The sequence below is a fragment of the Corynebacterium diphtheriae genome, assembly GCF_001457455.1.
GTDB lineage: Bacteria > Actinomycetota > Actinomycetes > Mycobacteriales > Mycobacteriaceae > Corynebacterium > Corynebacterium diphtheriae.
Genome location: NZ_LN831026.1, coordinates 193353 through 209345, shown reverse-complemented (window position 1 = coordinate 209345; position 15993 = coordinate 193353). Strand labels below are relative to the sequence as shown.

17 protein-coding genes are annotated in these 15993 nt (G+C 56.3%); 12 read left to right on the top strand and 5 right to left on the bottom strand.

Features of this window, described 5'->3' with window-relative positions; translation table 11 throughout:
* Positions 1-3 precede the first annotated feature (3 nt).
* The 11 genes from AT687_RS01055 to AT687_RS01005 all read left to right on the top strand — a co-directional run bounded on the left by AT687_RS01055 (position 4) and on the right by AT687_RS01005 (position 9716).
* Positions 4-429, top strand: a complete 426-nt coding sequence (locus AT687_RS01055) for a cation:proton antiporter subunit C (RefSeq protein WP_003850403.1) — start codon at positions 4-6, stop codon at positions 427-429.
* Positions 429-1952: a monovalent cation/H+ antiporter subunit D family protein gene (locus tag AT687_RS01050; RefSeq protein WP_014318555.1), complete on the top strand. Its 1524-nt coding sequence runs from the start codon at positions 429-431 to the stop codon at positions 1950-1952. The genes AT687_RS01055 and AT687_RS01050 overlap by 1 nt, the downstream gene beginning before the upstream one ends.
* Before the next feature lie 2 nt (positions 1953-1954).
* Positions 1955-2332: a monovalent cation/H+ antiporter subunit E gene (locus tag AT687_RS01045; RefSeq protein ID WP_010934181.1), complete on the top strand. Its 378-nt coding sequence runs from the start codon at positions 1955-1957 to the stop codon at positions 2330-2332.
* Positions 2332-2598 carry a hypothetical protein gene (locus AT687_RS01040; RefSeq protein ID WP_003850400.1) on the top strand — a complete coding sequence of 89 codons (267 nt, stop codon included), beginning with the start codon at positions 2332-2334 and terminating at the stop codon, positions 2596-2598. The genes AT687_RS01045 and AT687_RS01040 overlap by 1 nt, the downstream gene beginning before the upstream one ends.
* On the top strand, positions 2598-2900 hold the full coding sequence (locus AT687_RS01035; protein WP_003850399.1) for a Na+/H+ antiporter subunit G: 303 nt from the start codon (positions 2598-2600) through the stop codon (positions 2898-2900). Before AT687_RS01040 ends, AT687_RS01035 begins: the two co-directional genes overlap by 1 nt.
* Before the next feature lie 156 nt (positions 2901-3056).
* Positions 3057-3842 (top strand): sensor histidine kinase, encoded by a 786-nt coding sequence (locus AT687_RS01030; protein WP_021334796.1) that lies wholly within the window; start codon positions 3057-3059, stop codon positions 3840-3842.
* Positions 3835-4536 (top strand): response regulator transcription factor, encoded by a 702-nt coding sequence (locus tag AT687_RS01025; RefSeq protein WP_014318553.1) that lies wholly within the window; start codon positions 3835-3837, stop codon positions 4534-4536. Before AT687_RS01030 ends, AT687_RS01025 begins: the two co-directional genes overlap by 8 nt.
* A 128-nt stretch (positions 4537-4664) precedes the next feature.
* Positions 4665-6035, top strand: a complete 1371-nt coding sequence (locus AT687_RS01020; protein ID WP_014318552.1) for an MFS transporter — start codon at positions 4665-4667, stop codon at positions 6033-6035.
* A gap of 80 nt (positions 6036-6115) precedes the next feature.
* On the top strand, positions 6116-7117 hold the full coding sequence (locus AT687_RS01015) for an ABC transporter substrate-binding protein (RefSeq protein ID WP_014318551.1): 1002 nt from the start codon (positions 6116-6118) through the stop codon (positions 7115-7117).
* Entirely contained in the window at positions 7114-8667 is a 1554-nt protein-coding gene (locus AT687_RS01010) for an ABC transporter permease subunit (RefSeq protein ID WP_014318550.1), read from the top strand. The genes AT687_RS01015 and AT687_RS01010 overlap by 4 nt, the downstream gene beginning before the upstream one ends.
* The gene (locus tag AT687_RS01005; protein ID WP_014318549.1) at positions 8658-9716 is read left to right on the top strand and encodes an ABC transporter ATP-binding protein; all 1059 of its coding nucleotides are present in this window, start codon (positions 8658-8660) and stop codon (positions 9714-9716) included. Before AT687_RS01010 ends, AT687_RS01005 begins: the two co-directional genes overlap by 10 nt.
* Here the strand turns inward: AT687_RS01005 and AT687_RS01000 are convergent.
* Positions 9706-11244: a catalase gene (locus tag AT687_RS01000; RefSeq protein WP_014318548.1), complete on the bottom strand. Its 1539-nt coding sequence runs from the start codon at positions 11242-11244 to the stop codon at positions 9706-9708. The two genes, AT687_RS01005 and AT687_RS01000, sit on opposite strands and share 11 nt — an antisense overlap.
* A 133-nt stretch (positions 11245-11377) precedes the next feature.
* On the opposite strand from AT687_RS01000, the gene AT687_RS00995 reads away from it, so the two are divergent.
* Entirely contained in the window at positions 11378-11938 is a 561-nt protein-coding gene (locus AT687_RS00995; RefSeq protein WP_041740603.1) for an RNA polymerase sigma factor, read from the top strand.
* A 4-nt stretch (positions 11939-11942) separates the two neighbouring features.
* On the opposite strand, the gene AT687_RS00990 is transcribed toward AT687_RS00995, so the two are convergent.
* From AT687_RS00990 to AT687_RS00975, 4 genes are read right to left on the bottom strand one after another with little or no spacing between them, the layout of a single operon-like run.
* A complete protein-coding gene (locus tag AT687_RS00990) occupies positions 11943-12545 on the bottom strand; it encodes an LPXTG cell wall anchor domain-containing protein (RefSeq protein ID WP_014318546.1) in 603 nt (200 codons plus the stop codon).
* Positions 12546-13388 carry a class C sortase gene (locus AT687_RS00985; protein WP_014318545.1) on the bottom strand — a complete coding sequence of 281 codons (843 nt, stop codon included), beginning with the start codon at positions 13386-13388 and terminating at the stop codon, positions 12546-12548.
* Positions 13378-14319 (bottom strand): class C sortase, encoded by a 942-nt coding sequence (locus AT687_RS00980; protein WP_014318544.1) that lies wholly within the window; start codon positions 14317-14319, stop codon positions 13378-13380. Before AT687_RS00980 ends, AT687_RS00985 begins: the two co-directional genes overlap by 11 nt.
* 31 nt (positions 14320-14350) lie before the next feature.
* The gene (locus AT687_RS00975) at positions 14351-15991 is read right to left on the bottom strand and encodes a SpaH/EbpB family LPXTG-anchored major pilin (RefSeq protein ID WP_014318543.1); all 1641 of its coding nucleotides are present in this window, start codon (positions 15989-15991) and stop codon (positions 14351-14353) included.
* Positions 15992-15993: the final 2 nt, after the last annotated feature.

The window sequence follows — 15993 nt, the reverse complement described above, 5'->3', positions numbered from 1 at the left end:
GCCATGATTCTTTCTCTTTCTATTGCCGTTCTTGCCGCTGCCGGCACTTATATGGTGTTGCAGCGCGGTATGTTGCGCATTGTGATTGGTATGACGCTGATTAGCCATGCCGTGAACTTGATCATTTTGAACGCTGGTGTTCCTAAGTGGCGTGGCGAGGCATTCCCCTCCCTTACCGACATCAGCGAATCTTCGGACCCCGTGCCGCAGGCATTCGTGTTGACGGCCATCGTGATCGCTATGGCAACGACCACGTATATGCTCACGCTTTCGGGCTTGGGGCGTTCCGACGACACCCTCGCGGAGGAAGTCGCCGACGAAACCTCGCCATTGCAGACCCTCGGCCGCTCGACCACCAATGCGGAAGCCGTGGAGGATCTGGAGCACGCCGCTAAGCGTGCTGCAACCCGCCAGGAGGAGACTCACTAATGGATTTTGTACTTCCACTTTTTGTGGGCCTCCCACTGCTCACGGTGGCGCTCACTGTCATGGCACCGTGGCGTGTTGTACGTGACGGCTTCGCCGTTGTGGTGCCGGTGCTAACGGGTCTAGCTGGTGCGTGGCTGTTTGCTTATACCGCAACGCATGGCACGATTGCGCACTCGATTGGTTTGTACGTCGGTGGCGTGGCTATCCCCTTTGTAGCGGATCAGTTCAGTGCCATCATGATTGTTACTACTTCGATCGTGGCGTTTGCGTCTAACTGGTTTGCGGTGGCTGTGGGTGAGACTCGTGCTCGCTTCTATGCTCCGCTGTCACTGATGTTGTTGACCGGTGTGATGGGCGCATTGCTCACCGCTGACCTGTTTAACTTCTTCGTGTTCATTGAGGTCATGCTGTTGCCTTCTTATGGTTTGATGGCTATGACGGGCACGTGGGCACGTTTGTCGGCTGGGCGGACGTTCGTACTGGTCAACTTGGCTACGTCGACAATTCTGGTCATGGCGGTGTCGGTGCTCTACGGCACTGTGGGTGCTGTCAACATTGCGGCGCTCGCGGGGGCAGCTCGCGGCAATGGTCCGGTGTCTGTGGTGATGGGCATTGTGGTCATCGCGCTGATTGTCAAAGCTGGCGTGTTCCCTGTTCACACATGGTTGCCGCGTTCCTACCCGGCGACGTCGGCAAGCGTGATGGGCTTGTTCTCCGGCCTGCACACCAAGGTTGCCGTGTACATGCTGTTCCGCATCTACGTGGTGATTTTCGACCTCGAGCAGCGCTGGATCTGGCTAATCACCGTGATCTGTATTCTGTCCATGCTGGTCGGCGCTTTTGCCGGTTTGGCTGAAAACTCGATGCGTCGCGTTCTGGCCTACCAGATGGTCAACGGCATGCCATTCATCTTGGTCATGCTGGCGTTTACCTCCGGCAACGAACAGGCTGCTTTGGCTGCGGGTATCTTCTACGCCCTGCACCACATGATCACTGTTGGTTCGTTGATTTTGAGTGCCGGCGCTATTGAAGAAACCTACGGCACTGACCTGCTCTCCAAACTCACCGGCATTGCCCGGCGCGACCCGTGGGTTGCTGCTGTGTTCGTGATCGGCGCGTTCTCCGTGGTTGGTTTCCCACCATTTTCTGGCCTGTGGGGCAAGGTGTTCATCGTGGTCGGTGTGGCTCATCAGGCTACGTGGCAGGCCTGGTTGGTAATCGCCGTGATTGTGATTGCAAGCTTTGGTGCGTTCTTGTCCATGCTGCGGTTGTGGCGTGAGGTGTTCTGGGGTGCGGTGATGAACCGTGAGCGTGTCCCGGAGTCGATGCGGGTGCCGTGGCATCGCTTGGCCCCTGCGGCGGTGTTGGCGGTTACGTCGTTAGCTATGTTCGTGTTCGCGGGTCCTTTGGTGGGCGCTACGCGTGCGGCTGCTGGCGACTTATTGGATGTGCCGGCTTACACCCAAGCGGTCTTGGGGGATAACCCCATTGGCCTTGCCACTGATCTTCAGGGAGGCAAATAATTATGCATGCTCCGTTGTATGTTGTGTGGCTGATCGGGCAGATCTTTGTAGCCACGGGTGTGCTGATTAAAGACATGTTCCATGGGTATAAGAGCATGGAACCGTGTGTGGTGTATTACCCGCTGCGGGTGACTAAGGAGTGGCAGATCACGGCGCTGGCGGCGTCGATTACGATTACGCCTGGCACTATGTCGATTGGTTTGCGTGAAGACGGCACCTTGTTAGTGCACGCCGTGTATGGCCATAATCCTGCGGATGTGTTGGCGGATATTGCCACGATGGAGGAGCATTTGGCGCCTTCGGTCAAGGATATTCCTCATAAGGTGGCCAATGTTCGTATTGAGCACCCTGCACATCTTGCTATTCGGAAGGAGCAGTAATGCTTGAGATTTCGATTTATATCGGCTTGGCGCTTACTGCTGCGTCGCTGTTATCTGCCATTGTGCTGATGCTCAAGACCAAAGATGAGCTCACTCGCGCTGTTATTTCCGATATGTGCTTTTATGGCATGATTGCGTTCTACTTGATTTGGTCGCTGCGTAACCCTACTTCCATTGCGTACGAGGTTGTGTTGCTTGCTGGTCTTGTGGGCGGCGCATTGCCGACGATGTCCGTTGCGCGCATTATTTCGAAAGGACGCCGCTAATGTTGTACGACTCCATTGCTTCTGTCCTGATTATCATCGCGGGACTGCTGTTCGTGGTCAGTGCTACCGCCCTGTGGCACGCCCCCGATGCATTGACGAGGGCTAATCTGCTTGGCCCAGCCACGAGCGTGGCTCTTCCTTTGATCGTGATTGCTACTTTGGTGCACGATATTGGTGCTGGCAGCTTTGAGATCAACCATTTGGTGCGTGCGATCGTGGCGATCGTGGCGTTGTGGGTGGTGTTGGCGGTTGCCAGCTTTGTGATGGGCCGTGCTTTGCATGAGGTTTCCCAGGAGCCGTAGGTAGCGGGCCGGCAGTGGCCCCCGTCGTGAGCAATTTTTGTACCCTAAGCCTGCAAAACCGCAGGATGGCCTTTCAAAAATCGGCCTTAGGGTACAAAAATTGCTCATTTCCTTTAACCAAAACATTTCGGGTGGGCCACGGTAGTGTTATCTAGTATGTTTGCTGCTCTGGTTCTCACTGCGTGTGGGTCTGCGTGTGCTACGTCGTTGGTTACGGCTGCGGTGGTGCTCCGGCGCGGCTGCGATCAGGGGGCGACGATAACGGATGAGCAGATTTTGGCTCATGAGATTCGCACGCCGTTGTCGTTGATTAAGGGGGCTGCGGAGTTGCTGAGCCAGGAGTCGGATCCGCACAAGTGTGAGCGGCTCGTGGCTACTATTGGGGCGAATTCGACGCGTGCGATTGAGGTGGCGGAGTCGTTTTTGTTGCAGGCAAAGCTCAATAGTGGCTCGGTGAAGTTGCAGGTGTCGCAGTGCGATGTGCGGGGGCTGGTGCGTAGTACTGCGCAGGAGCTGCGGGCCATGAGCGAGGTACCGATTGTGGTGGATGATCCTGGTGATCCGTTGATGATTGATGGGGATGCGCAGTTATTGCGGCATGCGTTGTGGAATGTGTTGAATAATGCTGCGCGTTATGCGGGCTCGGATAGCGATATTGTGGTGGGGGTTGAGGAGAGCGCTACTGGGGTGATTGTGACGGTGGCGGATTATGGGCCAGGGATGACGTCGCGTCAGCGTCGGGATATGTTTGTGCCCTTTGCCCAGTTCGGCCAGGCCCATACACAGGCCCAGAGCACAGCTGCGGTTCCGTCTGGTGCGGGGTTGGGGATGGCGATTACGCAGAAGATTGTGCAGTTGCATCGTGGTTCGGTGTTGGTGGATTCTATTGCGGATCATGGAACGTCGGTGTTGATTACTCTTCCTAGGACTTACTATGCATAGGCTTCGTGTTCTTGTTGTTGATGATGAGCCTCAGATGGTTCAGATTATTTCTTATGCTTTGGAGTTGGAGGGCTGGGAGGTGTTGTCGGCTTCCTCGGCGCAAAAGGGGTGGCAGTTGCTTGGCGAGTATCGGTGTGATCTGGTGATTTTGGATGTGATGCTTCCTGACGCTTCGGGGTATGCGTTGTGTGAGCGGATTCGTGCTGCTGGACATGTTGCTGCGACTCCGGTGATTATGTTGACTGCGCTTGGTGATACGGATAATCGGGTGGAGGGGCTTGAGGCGGGCGCGGATGATTATGTGGCTAAGCCGTTTTCGCCGAAGGAGTTGGTGTTGCGGGCTCAGGCGGTGGTGCGTCGTTGTGGTGGTGTGGTGCAGTCGGAGTTGCGGGAGATTGTTGCGGGTGAGGTGTCGGTGAATCCGGCGACGCATGCGGTGGTGATTGGTGGTCGTAGGGTGGATACGACTGCTACGGAGGGGAAGCTGTTGCAGGCGTTGGTTTCACACCCGAATGAGGTGGTTAGTGTGAAGCGTTTGTTGAATGAGGTGTGGGATACGACGGCGACTCAGGGTGGCCGAAATATGGTGAAGTCGACGGCGTATCGCTTGCGCAAAAAGTTAGAAAATGCAGGTTTGCCTGCGGATTCTATCCTTGCGGTCCGGGGTCAGGGGTACGTCTTTCAGTACGAGTGATTCCCCTCGGTTGTGATTGGTAACAGCACTGTTACCAACTGTTACCGCTATGGTCACTATGGTTACCGAGCGCGGAGCACAATCGCAATTAGTTGATAAAAGTGATTGCGCACAAAGGAGTGCCTCTTATGTTTGCTTGGTTGCAAGCCCCCGGCCCTGCTGCCCCGCTGCCGGCGGAGCAGGTGGATCGCATCTACCCACGGATGCGTCTGCAGGTGTTCATGGGTATTTTCTTGGGCTATGCGGGTTTTTATTTGATCCGTAATAATATTTCGGCGATTGCCCCGTTGCTTATTGATGAAAGTGGCGCGATTGATAAGCCGGCGATCGGCATTATTGGTAATGCTGTGTTGGTCAGCTATGGTCTGTCTAAGTTCTTTAGTGCCATGGTGTCGGATCGTTCTAATGCTCGCTATTTCTTGCCGTTGGGCTTGGCGCTGTCGGCGCTGATGAACTTGGTAGTTGCGTTTGTGCCGTGGGTTTCGGCCAGCGTGGGCGTGTTTGCTACGGTGATGTTCCTTAATGGTTGGTTCCAGGGCATGGGTTACCCTCCTTGTGGCCGTATTGTGGTGCAGTGGTTCTCTACTAGTGAGCGCGGTTGGAAGGGTTCGTTGTGGAACACTTCTCACAACTTGGGTGCTTTTGGTTTGCCAGTGTTGGTTGGTATTGGTTTGAGCATGACGGGCGAGAACTGGCGTGCTGCTTACTGGCTTCCTGCGTTGGTTGCTTTGGTTGTCGCGTTGGTTGCGTTCTTGCTTATTCGTGATAATCCTCAGTCTGTTGGCTTGCCGCCTATCGACGACTACCGCAACGATCCTGCGAAGGTTGCGGAGGATACGGGCGAGAAGATTTCGACGAAGGATTTGGTGTTCAAGCATATTTTGCACAGCCGCATCATTATGCTCTTGGCCATTGCGAATGTGTTTGTTTATGCCTTGCGTTATGGTGTTTTGCACTGGATTACCACGTACTTGTCTGAGCAGCACCACATGAGCGTTAAAGGCGGTCTGGCTGGTTTCGCTGCTTTCGAGTTGGCTGGTTTTATTGGCACGATTCTGTGCGGTTGGCTGTCGGACAATGTGTTTAAGGGCAATCGTTCTGCTGCTATTTCGTTGTTCACCTTGGGCGCTGGTTTGTCTATCGCTGCATACTGGTTGGCTCCTGTGGGTACGCCGTTCTGGTTGATGGTTATCTTCGTTGCCTTTATTGGTGGCTTTATCTACGGTCCTGTTGGCTTGATCGGTTTGCAGGCATTGGATCTTTCACCTCGTAACGTGGCTGGTACCGCTGCTGGCTTCACGGGCTTGTTCGGTTACCTGCTGGGTGCAACCTTGGCTTCGACTGGTGTGGGCTTCTTGGTTAAGTTCGCTGGTTGGAATGTCACGTTCATTGTGTTCTTGGTCTTTACGGTTTTGATTCTGGTTATTTTCCAGGTGATCTGGCGCGAGGAGAAGAAGTTGATGCAGGAGCGTGCTGTGAAGCTCGAGCAGGGTGTTTAGTTCCTGACTAGGAGAAGCGCTGGGGAGGAATTCCCCAGCGCTTTTGTTATCGTTGAGCGTGGACGCGAAGGAGAACCATAGTGTTATCAAAATGGTTACGGTTACTTGCTGTCTGTGTTGTGGCGATGGTGTCGGTGGCTACGGTGTATCGGACGCTGTTTCCAGCGAAGACTGCTGTGACTATCATGTGTTCGAATGATGTGACGGTGTGTGAGCAGTGGAAGCGTGATATTGCTCGTGAGTTGGGGTTGAATGTTCGTTATGTAAGCTTGCCTACGCAGGAGGCGTTGAAGCGGCTGCGTACGGGTTCGCATGAGTTTGATGTGTGGGTTGGGGGGCCTTCGGAGAATTATCGGCTGGCTGCACGATTGGGGTTGTTGCAGGCGGTGGATTTGCCGGCGGCGGATGCGATTCAGGGGCCGTTTAAGGATCCACAGAATCGGTGGTTTGGGGTGTATGCGTCGGTGTTGAGTGTGTGTAGTGATCGTGATGCGTTGGCGGAGTTGGGGGTGCCGGTTCCGCGTACGTGGTCGGATTTGATGCGTCCTGAGTTGCGGGGTTGGGTGTCGGCTCCGTCGCCGGTGTCGTCTGGTACGGGGTATGCAATGTTGTTGAGTATGCAGGCCGCGGGGTTGTCGCAGGATGAGATTGCGGCGATTGTGGGAAATGTGGATCGGTTTACGCGTTCAGGTAATGCGCCGAGTGATGTGGTGGCGCATGGTGAGGCTGCGGTGGCGATTTCTTATGAGCCGTATTGTCAGAATAAGATGACGCGTTCTGGTCGTGATGTGGAGATTTCTTATCCTGGGGAGGGCACGTCGTTTGAGATTGCTTCTGGCGGTGTGGTGGCGCAGGGGCATAATAAGTCGGCGGCGTATGAGGTGATGAATTGGTTGTTGTCGCCGTCGGGGCAGACGTCGGCGCGGCGGGTGGGATTACCGCAGATCCCCACAAGCGATTTGGTTGTGGGCAATATTTCTACGCGTTTGAAGGATTCGCATGGCATTGTTGCGGTGGATCCGGCGGTTGCCGATTCTGAGCGTGATCGGTGGATGAGTTGGTTTTCGGAGCAGCGGGCATGAGAACTGGGTTGTGGATTTTTTCGGTGGTGGCGATCGCCGCGGTGGCGGTGGGCATTCCTTATGCCATGTTATTGAAAGCGGCAGGGACGGGCACTGCGGCGGTCGCACCGATCATCCTCAGCAGCACAATTGCATTGTGTGCAACTTTGTTGGCGGTGGGTATTGGCACGGTGGGTGCGTTGGCGGCAGCGCAGTTTTCTCGTACAGTAGTATTGCTTCTCGACGTCATCCTGCTGTTCCAGCTCACCATCCCGCATTTTGTTATCGGTGCTGGTTGGAAGACGATCATGGGACGCACGGGTATTCACCTGTGCTCGCAGTGTAATTTTTCGGGCCTTGGGCCGTTGTTGTTCACGTTCACGGTGGCGTTTACCCCGTTGGCATATTTTGTGCAGCGCACGGCGTTGCGCTCGGTGTCGTCGCGTGAGGTGGATGCGGCTCGGGTGGCGGGCCTTCATGGGTGGGCGTTGTTTCGCGCGGTGTATCAGCCGCGGTTGGTGTTGTTTGCCCCTGCGCTTGCAGTGTTTATTTTTAGTGCGGCGTTGTCGGATCCGGTAACGCCGAATGTGATGGCTCCGCGGGCGTCGTTGGCGGCAACACGGGTGTGGTTCCAAGGCGATCAGGCGGGGACTGCGCTGGCGCTTACGTTGCCGGTGGCTGGTGCGGTGGTCGTTGCGGGGCTGGTGTATGCACGGCTGTTGCGTAGTAATCCGGCGTTGGTGGAGTTGCTTCATTTTGCTGGCGATTCTTCCGGCCAGCCACATCGTGCGGTGGGTGCGCAGGTGCGTGCCCCGCAGGCGGTGTTGTGTTTCCTAGGTGCAGTTGCGGGATTATTTGTGCTGGTGGCGGCCTATCGTGGTTTTGTGCATGGTTCTGAGACGCCGATGGGCAATGCGGTGGTCAATACGGTGGGGTTGGCGTTTTTGGTGTTGTTGTGTTCGTTGTTGTTGTCGGCGGTTGCATTGGGGGCGCGGCGTTCGTGTGGCCTGCGGTGGGGTTGGTTGGGCCGGCGTGGTGTTGATGCTGTGTTTGCGTTGTTGGCGTTGTTGCCGGGGGCTGCGATTGGTTGTGGTTTGCAGATTGCGTTGAATCATCCGGGAGTGTACGGGCCGTGGGCGTCGTTAAGCTTGGTGTTGTTGGCGTGTCTGCCGAGTTCGCTGGCTATGACGTATTTTTTGATGGTTTATATCGGTCCGTTGATGTCACGTTCGGAGTATATGGTGTCGTTGTTGCAGGGTGTTGGTCCGCTGCGGGCGGTGGCGTCGATTGTGTTGCAGCGTTCGACGAATGTGGTGATTTTGGGCTTTTTGATGGTGTTTTCTAATGCGTCGGTACTAGCGGTGCCGTTGTTGTGGGTGAGTTCGCCGGATACTCCCCTTCTGATGTTGCGGCTTTTCACGCTTCTCGACGCCGCCAATTACCCGGCGGCGCTGTACATCAGCATGACTGTGTCTCTTTTTATCGTGTCCCTTGCTGGGGCGATCGTTGTGAGTATTAATGGCGTGGGCTTGGCTGCCTTCGCTAGGAAACAGGTGGCACCATGGCGTTAATACATATTCAGGGTCTTAGTGTGACCAGCCGCGGGGCGCGCCTTTTGGATGATGTCTCTTTGGAGGCGGATCCTGGTGAGCTCATTGTGGTTCTTGGGCGTTCTGGGGCCGGTAAGTCGACGTTGTTGCGGGCGTTGGCTGGTTTGATCCCTGCGCAAGGTGTTGTGGAGGTCGATGGTGAGTCGTTGGCGGGCCGTCCGCCGCATCAGCGTCCGATTGCGATGATGATGGATCAGCCGTCGTTGTTTCCGCATATGACGGTGGAAGATAATATCCGGTTTGCGGGGGATGCTGGTGCGCATGTTGCGATGTTGAGCCTTGGTATTGACCATTTGGCGTTGCGTTATCCGCACCAGTTGTCGACTGGCCAGCAGCAGAAGGTTGCTCTTGCTCGCGCGCTGATTAAGCAGCCAACGTTGATGTTTTTCGATGAGCCGCTGGCGCACGTGGATACGTATTCTTCTGAGCAGCTAAAGAGTCAGATTTTGCGGACGCATCGCCGGCTGGGGTGTACCACGTTTTATGTCACCCATGACATTAACGAGGCGTTTTCTATTGCCGATCGGATTATTTTTCTTTCCCATGGGCGGATTGTTCAGGACGCTTCGCCTCAGGATATGCGGGAGCAACCTGCGTGTTTGGATATTGCGCGTCACCTTGGGGCTTCGATTTTTGTGCCTACGACGGGCACTGTGTCTCACTCCTCTTTCGGCACCGCAACGGCAGCGATCACAGCTTTGGGCACGAGTATGGAGGTCGAGGCACACCCAGATCTTCGTTCTGGTGACGCGATGGTGATGGTGGGTTATCCCACGAGCGCCACAGCCACCCCGACTGGCCAGCAGGCCCGCCATTTGATGGGGGCTACGGGGCAGGTGATCCGCAACATTTATATGGGGGATCATCACGAGGTGGCTATCGAGACGACTCGGGGTCGCATTGTGTTGCATTGTTCACCGGAGGACGAGCTTGCCTTCGCCGCGCTTGGCGACGAAGTCCTCATCCACTGCGACCCCGAGAAAATGTGGGTGCTGCCTGCTACTTCTTAGCGGCGAATGCCTCACGGATTTTCGCACCGAGGTTTTCGTCTACTTGGGTCCAGTACCAGTAGACGCGCTCCTCGGTTTCTGGGGATACCCCTGCCATGGCATTGGTCACGTTGTCCACGAAGCGTTCCTTGGCTGCGTCGTCAAAGACCTCGCGGTAGAGGATTCCGGCTTGCATGAAGTCGTCATCGTCTGCGTGCTTGACGTAGGCTGCGCGAGTCAGGTCGGTGCCGTGTGGATCTGGGTTGACGTAGAGATCCTGTGCTTGGCCGTAGGTCACACCGGAGGACGAGGTTTGGCCGTCGTCGAGGTAGCCGGCACCCTTGCCAAAACGGTTTGGTGTGTAGACCGGCGCGTCAGCTGGGTTGAAGTGGTAGGCCATGGGGCCTTCGTGCTGGTAGGTGTTCACCGGTACCACTGGCTGGTTGATGGGCAGCTGCTGGTAGTTCGGGCCAATGCGGTAGCGTTGTGCGTCTGCGTAGGCAAAGGCACGGGCCATGAGCATGCGGTCTGGGGAGAGTCCAACACCTGGGACGAGGTTGGCTGGGTCGAGGGCCAGCTGCTCGATCTGGGCGAAGAAGTTCTGTGGGTTGCGGTTGAGCACGAAGTAGCCGACGTTAATAAGCGGGTAGTCCTTCTGGGACCAGGTCTTGGTCAGGTCGAAGGGGTTCCAGCGGTAGGTTTCGGCCTCGTCGAATGGCATGATCTGGACTTTGACGTCCCAGATGGGGAAGTCGCCGCGCTCGATGGCGTTGTAGAGGTCTTCGCGCTGGTAGTCAGCGTTCTTGCCGGCCATTTCTTGGGCTTCTGCGTCGGTGAAGGTTTCCCAGCCCTGGCGGGTCTTAAAGTGGTACTTCACCCACACTGGCTGGCCGTCTTCGTTGATCCACTGGTAGGTGTGGGAGCCGAATCCGTCTTGGTGGCGGCTGGTTTTTGGCGTGCCGCGGTCGCCCATGAGATAGGTGACTTGGTGTGCGGATTCTGGGGTGCGGGTCCAGAAGTCCCATTGCATGTCAGCATCGCGCAGGCCGCTGGAGCCGAGGCGCTTCTGGGAGTGGATGAAGTCGGGGAACTTCATGGCGTCGCGTAGGAAGAAGGTTGGGGTGTTGTTTCCTACGATGTCGTAGTTGCCGTCTTGGGTGTAAAAGCGCAGTGCGAAGCCGTGGACGTCGCGCCAGGTGTCTGGGGAGCCTTTTTCACCGGCGACGGTAGAAAAGCGCACGGCCATGGGAGTGACGGTGCCTTTTTGGAAGAGCTTGGCCTTGGTGTACTGGGATACGTCTTCGGTGATGTGGAGTTCGCCGAATGCGCCGTGACCTTTGGCGTGTGGATTGCGCTCTGGGACGCGCTCGCGGTTAAAGTGTGCGAGCTTTTCGATCAGGTGCAGGTCGTTGAGTACGTTGGCGCCTTGTGGGCCTGCGGTGATGGAAATGTTTTCGCTAGCGACGGGCTGTCCGCCGGCGCGGGTGGTGTGAGGAGCTGCTTCGATGCGCTCGCCCTTGTTCAGGATTGGATCGACTGGGCTGGTCACGATGTCCCTCCTTAAGGGTTTCCTATCAAATGTGAATCGATTAATAGCTTACATTAAAAAGCAAACCCTAGCAATGAACTTTTTTTGTTAGGTATTACCTACAACTAAAGGTGGAGTGCTAGAGTTCATGAACATGAAACCCTCCGAGCGTGATGATGATTACGTCACAGCCCTAGCCCTCAAGGCTGGCTGTGGCGATCGCGCCGCTTTGACCGCCTTCATACGCGCCACCCAAACCGACGTATGGAGGCTGTTGGCCCACCTCGGAGGCACCGACATCGCCGACGATCTCACCCAAGAGACCTACCTACGCGTCATGAGCGCACTCCCCCGCTTTGCGGCCCGCTCCTCCGCGCGCACATGGCTGCTCTCCCTCGCCCGACGCGTGTGGGTAGATAACATCCGCCACGACATGGCCCGCCCCCGCAAATCCGCCGCCGAGGTGGAACAATGCGACGGCACCACGTCTAGCCTGTGGGCGGAGTGGGTCGACGTTCGCATGCTTATCGACGCCCTCCCCGCGGAGCGTCGAGAAGCCCTGATCCTCACCCAAGTCTTGGGCTTCTCCTACGAGGAGGCCGCCAAAATTGCCGACGTTCGCATCGGCACCATTCGTTCCCGCGTGGCCCGCGCCCGCGCTGACATCGTCGCAGCCGCAGCCACAGAAACCGACACCAACGAGGCAGCGGGCTAACCGCCTACTTACGACGACGCACGAGCAGCACGCCCACGGCGATCAGCAAGGCTGCCACAGCGACGATCCCCAACACGCTCGCACCGGTGCTGGCCAGCCACGAACGCGGACCCGGCTTGTTGGTGTTAACCTGCGGGTGCTTCGGCGGCACCTGGGTATCAATACGCGGAATCTCTACGTTGCCACTGGGCTGATCTTTAGGCCGGACCACGACTTCGCAGTTCAGTCCGTCTTTTTCCTTCATTGGCACGGTGACAATGAAGTCGCGGGTCTTCTCAGAGCGCAGCAGGTAGGCGCCCACTGGCAGATCGTTAAACCGCACGAATCCCCACTGGTTGGTTTCTGCGCTTACCCCTGGCTCGATGAGGTTTTTGGCGGCCCGTGCGGTGCTCAGGTTTTTAGCGTCTTTCCAACCTTGATCGGCGGTCAGGTCGATGCCATCGATACGGTATGCGGTGAACTTTTGTCCCGCTTCTTTGGTGTGCGCTCCGACCTCGATGCTGCCGGCTGTGCACGGCAGTTCGACGGCACTGGCAGGGAGCACGAAAGCTGAGGCCAATAGCGCACTACTGAGTGCGACACTCACTACACGCGAGTAACCAATCATTTATTTCTTTCCTTTATACAGTGCCCACAAGAGCAACGAGATAATAACGACCACGAACAGCCCAGCGAGACCAAGAGCTAGGAACATCCACCACTGCCAAGCGGAGTTGCTGGTGCCAAAGGGTTGTTCGCTGGGGCCCATGGGTGCACGCTCTGCGGTGACTAACAGGCGGTGGGTGTTGGCACCGTAGGGCGTGCAAGTAACTAGGGTGATCAGGTCACGGTCGGCGACGGAACGAAGCGCAGCAACGTCTTCGGGCAGTACCACTTCGGTGCCGGTGACCACGTATTTGAGGTCTTCTCCAATTGTGCGCACATAGAGCGCATCGCCGACGTTCAGGTCTGGGAGGTTGTCAAAAAACGTGGCGTGCTGCATGCCGGTGTGCGCAGTGATGACCGCGCGGGTGCCCACCCCGCCGACGGGCAGGTGCGTACCAAACAGGTGACCAGCACCTTTAAACAGCACATCGTCGGTGGTGCCGTGGTACACCGGCAGGTTCACGTTGATCGCGGGGATACTCAGCTGAGCCATCGCAGGGTACTGATTCAGCTGCTCACGGTAGTGCTGGTATTCCGGCGATGCTGTCACATCGGAGCCCACCCAAGGATCCTCCAATGTGCCGGTGCCAATATGGGCGTTATATTCGTGGGCCATCGCCATCGCAGCCTCTGCCACTGCAACATCAGCGTGCTGCATTTGGTCGGAGATGGACTGCGCGAGGCGGGATTGCTCCCAGTTGTTTACCTGCGTGGATACCACAGGGTAGAGCACGATACCCAAGCCCGCGATAGCACAGACGACCATGGCGACCAGTGCGGCTAGCGTCCCACGATTATTCCGCATCCATGTCCTCCTCATGGTCTTCGGCGCGGGTGTGACGACCGCGTGGTTGCGCGGTGCCCATGTATCCGGAGCGCCAGAAGAACAGTGCGAGGACGGCAATGCCGAGGCCAAGGATGACTGCCCACCAGGGGAATCCCACGTGTGCCGCGGCGCGTGCTGCGTCGATGTCGGATTGTGGGGTTGGGGTCACGCGCTCAGCGGTGACCAGAATGCGGTGAGTGTTCACACCCAGTGGCGTGCAGGTAACTAGTGTGACGAGGTCGCGGCCGTCTTGCACACCGAGGGATTCGGTGTCTTCGGGGCTTACCACCTTTGTTTCTCGCACCTCATAGGTGAGCACTTCGTCGAACACTTCGATGGTGAAGCGGTCACCGTCTTTCACCTTATCCAGGTTGGTGAACATGGCTGCGCTGGCAAGACCACGGTGCGCGGTGATCACCGAGTGTGTGTTCAGCCCGCCGGCGGGTAGCGACGTACCCGCCAAGTGCCCTGCCCCTTGGAGCAGGGTTTCATCGGAGGTGCCGTGGTAGATAGGTAGGTCCACGTCGATGGTGGGGATCCGCAGTCGAGCCATCACCTCGCTGCCGTCGACACGCAGCTGGTCCCAGTACGACAGGCCTTCTTCGGACTCCGCGCCGGTGCCGCGTGGCACATGCGAGTATGCGTCGATCGATGCACCCGAGGTCAGACGCTCGTTGTAGCGATGCGCCAACTGGATCAGCTCGTGTGCGCTAATCGGCGTGGCGTTATCGATACGCGCATCGTAGCGGTCAATCAGTTTGGCCTGGTCGCGTGCCGACATCCAGCTCGCCGCCGACGGGTACAACCCCACCAGCAGCCCAGCTAGGGCGGTCAGGCACACAAACAACGCCAACCCCGAAAACGCCCAACGCTTGCGTTGCTGCGCCTCCTCCTGCGGATCCCTCACCATCTTCAACTACCTAACTACTGCCCACTCACTACTACTGACGACGCATCCGACGCACGAACACAACAGCCGCACCCATAGACACAACCAACAGCAAACCACCAGCGATCATCATCGCAGCGACACCCTTACCACCGGTCAGCGGTAGGTTCGGAGCGTCACGCTTGACGTTTTCGATCTTGAACTCATGGTCCACTTTCGACGAACCTGGGTAGACGGCAATCGGGGTCAAAGCCTTATCACCCTTAGGCTTGATAAAGCCTGCAGGCGCCTCAGTCTCTTCAAGCACATAGCAGCGGAAATCCTTTACCGGCTGACCACTCTTCCAATCGGCAACGAAGAGGCCATCAATGACGGCTTTGCCTTCTTCACCGGTGGTCACAGTGTATTCTTGACCGTCCTTTTTAACTTCCTCGCCCTTCTCCGCAACGCACTTTCCGTCAGTTGGGTAAGGATCTTTCGCCGCATAAACCTTGAACTTGGCATCCTTGAGGCCGGTCTGACCATCAGCAGCGTCCTTCTTCAAGATGGTCACTTGACCCCACTTGGTGATTACGCGAGGCGAGTTCAAAGGCTTAAGTGTTACGTCACCTTCAGGGTCTTCAGGAGTAGCTACTGGAGGAACTGTTGGAGGCTCATTTGGGTCATCATTAGGAGTGAATGCGATGTATGCCTCAGCACCATTATCAATCGAGCCATAACTAACGCTGGTCAATTTACCTTTGAAGGTTACATGGACATACTCTTTTTGATGCTGGCCAGCTTTTGTCAGGCCAGCCTTTGTCAGAGCAACATGAACGGTGTTTCCGACCTTTGTTACTTTATAATCAGTCTCTTCTGTAAGAGGGACTGATCCATCCGCACCGATCTGAACGGTGTCCACACCCAAGCTATTAGCATCAAAGTGTTCGCTCATCTTGTCAGTGATGATGAAGTACTTGAGTTTATCGCCAGTTGGGAATGTAGGAATTTGTGCGGTGACTGGGTAACGCACCTCAGAGCCCAATAGCAAACCATGCTTTGCTTGATCTTCCACGTCTTTAGTCATACGAGAAACGGAGTTCTTTGGAAAGACGTTGACATTGTAGAGCCATTTACCGTTCGGTTTTTTGCCTTGTCGTTCTTCATGGTTATTGGGATACGGGATAGTCACGACGAACGGCGCAGCTTGATCGATCACAGAAACGTCTTCGCCATCAACCGAAACCTGAGCACCTGAGGAGTCGCGCTCCACCACAAGGTAAGCGCCTAGCTCTAGGTTTTCGAAAGTTGCTTTACCGCCATTTTTAGTGACTTGAGTTGACGTAGGGTTTTTCCCTTTGACGGTATCTTTGTCGATTTTCAACTTTTCAAGCTCATCCCAGCCTTGTTGGGTGGTCAGATTATAATCGAGCTTGTAGATGTCGAATGTAACCCCATCGACTCCTGCGCTTGGTACGCCGTTGAATGATCCGGTTTCTGGATCTGCATACTGCGGGTACTCAGCATTCTGGTTCTGGTGCTTGTGCACAATGATGCTGCCTTTTGCAGTGGCGTCGATGTTTCCGTATTCAGCTGGTTTAGGAGCAGCTACGTCTACTGCAAAAGCGGGGGTAACTGCAGCAGTTGAGGTCAAGATCAAAGCGGTAGCGCCAAGGCTGCACACCAATTTGCGTCCGAGGGATTGAGTAGTCATGA